The sequence below is a fragment of the Candidatus Accumulibacter contiguus genome (genome assembly GCF_012940005.1).
GTDB lineage: Bacteria > Pseudomonadota > Gammaproteobacteria > Burkholderiales > Rhodocyclaceae > Accumulibacter > Accumulibacter contiguus.
This window is the reverse complement of the sequence record NZ_SPMX01000107.1, coordinates 1-4,190: the sequence shown is the minus strand read 5'-3', so window position 1 is coordinate 4,190 and position 4,190 is coordinate 1. Positions and strand designations below refer to the sequence as shown.

At 49.7% G+C, this 4,190-nt stretch carries 4 protein-coding genes and 2 pseudogenes; 5 read left to right on the top strand and 1 reads right to left on the bottom strand.

Annotation, left to right across the window (positions count from 1 at the left end; translation table 11 throughout):
* The 3 genes from E4Q08_RS23280 to E4Q08_RS23270 form a co-directional block, all read left to right on the top strand.
* On the top strand, nucleotides 1-671 hold a 671-nt coding region (locus E4Q08_RS23280; RefSeq protein ID WP_169072164.1), incomplete at its 5' end, for an IS66 family transposase.
* 232 nt (nucleotides 672-903) lie between these two features.
* The gene (locus E4Q08_RS23275; protein ID WP_169072163.1) at nucleotides 904-1,464 is read left to right on the top strand and encodes a glycosyltransferase family protein; all 561 of its coding nucleotides are present in this window, start codon (nucleotides 904-906) and stop codon (nucleotides 1,462-1,464) included.
* Nucleotides 1,465-1,691: 227 nt separating this feature from the next.
* Nucleotides 1,692-2,063 carry a glycosyltransferase gene (locus tag E4Q08_RS23270; protein WP_248595116.1) on the top strand — a complete coding sequence of 124 codons (372 nt, stop codon included), beginning with the start codon at nucleotides 1,692-1,694 and terminating at the stop codon, nucleotides 2,061-2,063.
* Between the two features lie 203 nt (nucleotides 2,064-2,266).
* Here E4Q08_RS23270 and E4Q08_RS25225 read toward each other — a convergent pair.
* Nucleotides 2,267-2,413: pseudogene (locus E4Q08_RS25225) on the bottom strand (ISNCY family transposase); the annotation flags it as partial.
* Nucleotides 2,414-3,131: 718 nt separating this feature from the next.
* Here E4Q08_RS25225 and E4Q08_RS23260 point away from each other — a divergent pair.
* Nucleotides 3,132-3,656 (top strand): hypothetical protein, encoded by a 525-nt coding sequence (locus E4Q08_RS23260; protein WP_169072160.1) that lies wholly within the window; start codon nucleotides 3,132-3,134, stop codon nucleotides 3,654-3,656.
* Nucleotides 3,657-3,960: 304 nt separating this feature from the next.
* Nucleotides 3,961-4,190: pseudogene (locus E4Q08_RS24195) on the top strand (DUF6444 domain-containing protein); the annotation flags it as partial.

Genomic DNA, 4,190 nt, shown 5'->3' with positions numbered 1-4,190 from the left:
TGGTCACGACCCACACCGTGGTGTTCTTCATCGGCTACCGCACGGCGGAAATTCTGCAAAACGCCCTGCAAGACGGTTTTGATGGCCGCCTCATCAGTGATGGCTACCGAGTCTACCGCGCTTGGGAGAACCGCCTGCGCTGCTGGGCGCACCTGATGCGCAAGCTGCGGGGACTGGCCGAATCGAGTGATGCTCGGGTGGCGGAGGTCGGAAAGGAGATGGAAGGGCTGATGAAGACCTGGATGGCCGCCATTTACGCGGCGCGAATCGACCCGCCGTTGGAAGGACTGCGGATTCGCTACGCCGCGGCCATCGAGCGGCTACGGCAACAGTGCGAGGCGCACCAGGCGGATGACCACAAGGTGCTGGGCAGCGTCGCCCGCGAATTCCTGTACGACTGGAAGGTCATCCTGCGCCCGGTCAACGAGCCCCATCTGCCGCTGACGAACAACGCCGCCGAACAGGCGCTGCGACACTGGGTGATTGCGCGCTACCTCAGCCACGGCACCCGCTCCGAAGAAGGGTCCCGCGCCTTTGCTCTCTTGGCCAGCGTCATCGAAACCTGCCGCCGCCGCGAGGCATGCGCCTGGCGCTATCTCGGCACCGTCATCGAGGCTGCCCGCAAGGGCCTCGAACTTCCCGCGCTCCCTGCCATCCCGGCAACTGCGTAGGGGGGTGAATCTTTACATAACGCATGTTCGAGTCATAACCAGTCAGGTCTGGGATTGCCGCGGATGGCTTCGCGGCCCCGCGTCTGTCGGAAAGGTGCGTTAATCAGCGGTTCCCGAGTGGGCGGTGTTACGTTTGGTTTTAAGTTCCCGGGATTTTGTACGAACGAATACGCCAACGCCGCTAGGCATAAAGTGGCCAACATAAGCAACTTTGTTTCTGAGGAGATCGAGTATGCTGAAAGTCCTAAGCATTGCAAACTATGCAACAAACGATAGCTTAAAGGACTTAAGCCGAAATAAGACTGGTTATGGCTACGTTGTTCAAGATATCCTAATGGCCATGTCGAAACGCTCTGATGTCACATTTTATTCTTACAGCGGAAATTACACTACGTTCGCATTTTGTGGTGTCAAGTACCTAGGAAACAGAATAGTAACGATATTAGTGCGATCACGTAAGCTATGGGCGACGTGGAGTGCGCTTAAGTTTATTTTGAAAACAAGATCCATATCCAGAGAAGTCCTCAGAGTATGTTATGCGTATTATGCTCAGGATTACATAAACACCTATATTGCGCTGGCCGATGTCATTCACATTCACGGCTGTAGTCCTAACTTGTATCCCGCTTGGGAAGCAGCCAACAATTCCGATAAGGGGGTTGTCGTAACGCTTCATGGGCTAAATTCATTTTCGGAGCATAGCAAAGCGAGTCTAATGACCAAAGAGTGGGAGAAACGCTTTTTAGGCGAATTTGTTCAGTCAAAAAAAAGCACAATTAACGGTGTTGACTAACGCGACGAAGGAGATTGTGGTTAAGTATTGTGGACCTAGTGTGGCAAACAGAATCCACGTAATCCCCAACTTCTTGAGAGACGAGTTTTGTTCGGCAAAAACCAACAAAGTAAAGGGCAATAGACACACGATATTGTACGTTGGTAACATAAGCAAGCAAAAGAACCAAGCTGCGTTATTGCAGGCAGTTGTTGAGCATAGAGATCGGATAGGCGATCGGTTTCGGTTTGTTTTTTTGCGGCGAAGTATGCGACGCATCTGTCGACATATACAAGACTAACGATCTGCTGAAGGGAGTTGTGGAATTCCATGGCCATGTTCCACGGGCCAATCTTAATCAGTATTACTTACGAGCCTCCTTGGTCGTCTTGCTTAGCAAGGTAGAGGGGTTTGGTATGTCTGTCATAGAGGCTCTTGCCTACGGGGTGCCGGTGTTGATCAACGGCAAAATGGAAATAGCATCCATGCTTGAAGAGAGCGATTGTGTTACTTTAATTAATGACGTTAACAATACCAAGGAGATAATTGATAAGCTATTACAGGCAGTAGACAAAAAATTGCGAAAGCAAGGACGTGAAGCTATACTGCCGTCGCTTTAGCGAAGGATCAGTCTTAAGACTGTACAACGACTGTTTTGCGGTTGCAATTGCCAACAGGTGATCAAGTTGGCATATCTTTATTGGGGTTGGTCCGCTAATAGCAACTCTAATAAGCGGTCTCGGATAAGTTCTCCGACAATCACAGGGCGGAATTTCTCCTCGAATCGCTGCTGGAATGTCGGAAGACTTTTTGAGGACCGCTTATCGAGGAAGGACGGACTTTGCGAGAAAAACACGGCGAAGGCCGACAGGGCCGCATCCTCCATCTCATAGAGCCGGGCGTTGCTTCGCTTGCGCCCGTCCGGTAAAGCCCGGAATGCATCTCGAACCTTCTCGAACCTGAAAATCATCAATACTTCGATCAAGTTCGAGGTTAACACCATAACACACTGTTTACCAGGATTATTTTCAGAACAGCCGTAGTTTCCCTCAATCTTCATCGCCCAAGTCTGCCAATCCTCGTGCGCCAACCTACGCCAACAGCCGCCTTGCGTGGGTTTGACATGAGAACTGCTGGGGAAAATAGTAGCTTTGCCGAAAGGACAGGCTTTATGATAGTCTCGGGCGTCACAGCGCGTACTTCTAGCGCGATATCGGTAACACTCGCGGTTTACCTATTGCTCTCCCAATATCGTCTAATGGGGTTCGCAAATATGGGTTATGTGGTCGGCGTTGTCGTTGCGCTATTCACGCTAAGACAAAATCTAGTACTTAAGACCGATAAACTGTTCTTGCTGTTCGTGCTGTCAATATATATAATACTTCTTGTTAAATCCATAGCCTTAAGAGATTTATTTACAGCGAACAAGAATTACTACTTTATGGGCGTGCTGCTATCGTTGTGTGTTGTTGCGTTCTCTTCAAGACTAAACATCGATGAATTCTACAAGAAATATAGGGTATTGTGCCTTGTTGCGTCGTGGGTGGTGATGGTTCAAGGAGTTTACATGGCCGCGACGGGCGATCTGTTGGCTCCTATTCAGTTGTTTCCAACAACAACAGCAGAGCAAGAACAGGGCCTATGGATCGCGGCAAGTAGAGCCTCAGGATTTTTTTACCGAGCCACAAATGTACGCCGCATTTATATTGCCTGGGATCGCGCTGGCGTTGGTAAAAAGGGAAGCCAAGGTTGCGGCGATACTGATTTGTGGAATACTAGTAAGCGGATCGACGTACGGAATTGTAATCGCCGGGGCATTGTTGCTTAGTAATATGACGATGAGCAGGCGTAAAGATGCCGGCTATGCTACTTTTGTAGTTGTGACGGTGCTGTTCGTTGCCGTGCTTATGGCAACCCAGTATACCGCCTTGTTTGATCCAGCGATAGAGAAACTCCTAAGTACCGATGTGGCCACAAATGTTAGACTGGCCAATTCGCCGGCTGTATTTTATCATATGAGCCTGGCTGAGAAGATTTTTGGCTTGAATGTAGGCGTAGATGAGTTTATGAGACGAAACGCCTTCCTAATGCCCTGGTTATACAATTATATGGAGATCCAGTCGGATGGTTCAACGTACTTGTCTGGCATGTTTGGGCTTGGAGTGGTGTATGGTGTCGTTCCAATGGTTCTGTTCTTTTTTACTGGTAGTTAAGTACTTTTTTGCGCGGAAGCAACTTCCAAAGAAACCTGGCAATAATAGTCATGTTGCATTCCCTATCGGCGACGATTTTGTTTAATGGCTACTTCGTGTTCTTTTTTTTCCTTATTGCTAGCAAACCAAAATAGCCATAACAACAATGGAGTAAGAGGCGTATTTGGTCATCGCTAATAGAGAATCGGTAACCGTTTAGCCCCCTACGACATATACCAACTATGCTGCAGTGGTTGCAAGCGAGGGATGGTTTGGCTATGGTATCTCACCAGTGAGCGGGTAATCGTGTTCGTGAGGCAAGTGAGTGTACCTGAGCGACTTTGATCTTCAGCAGTGGGATGAGCAGAAGCTGATGGCGTTACCGGCGAAGCAGAAAGATGGCTTGCTGGTGAAGTTGCTGTGGGATTTGAAAGAGGCGCGGGAGCGGCTCAAGGCGAACTCCCAGACCAGTTCTCGGCCACCCCGCAGTGACCCTCCGTGGCACAGCACAAACTCTGGGGATGAGGATTCGGAAGCGGCCGGGGAGGCAGATGG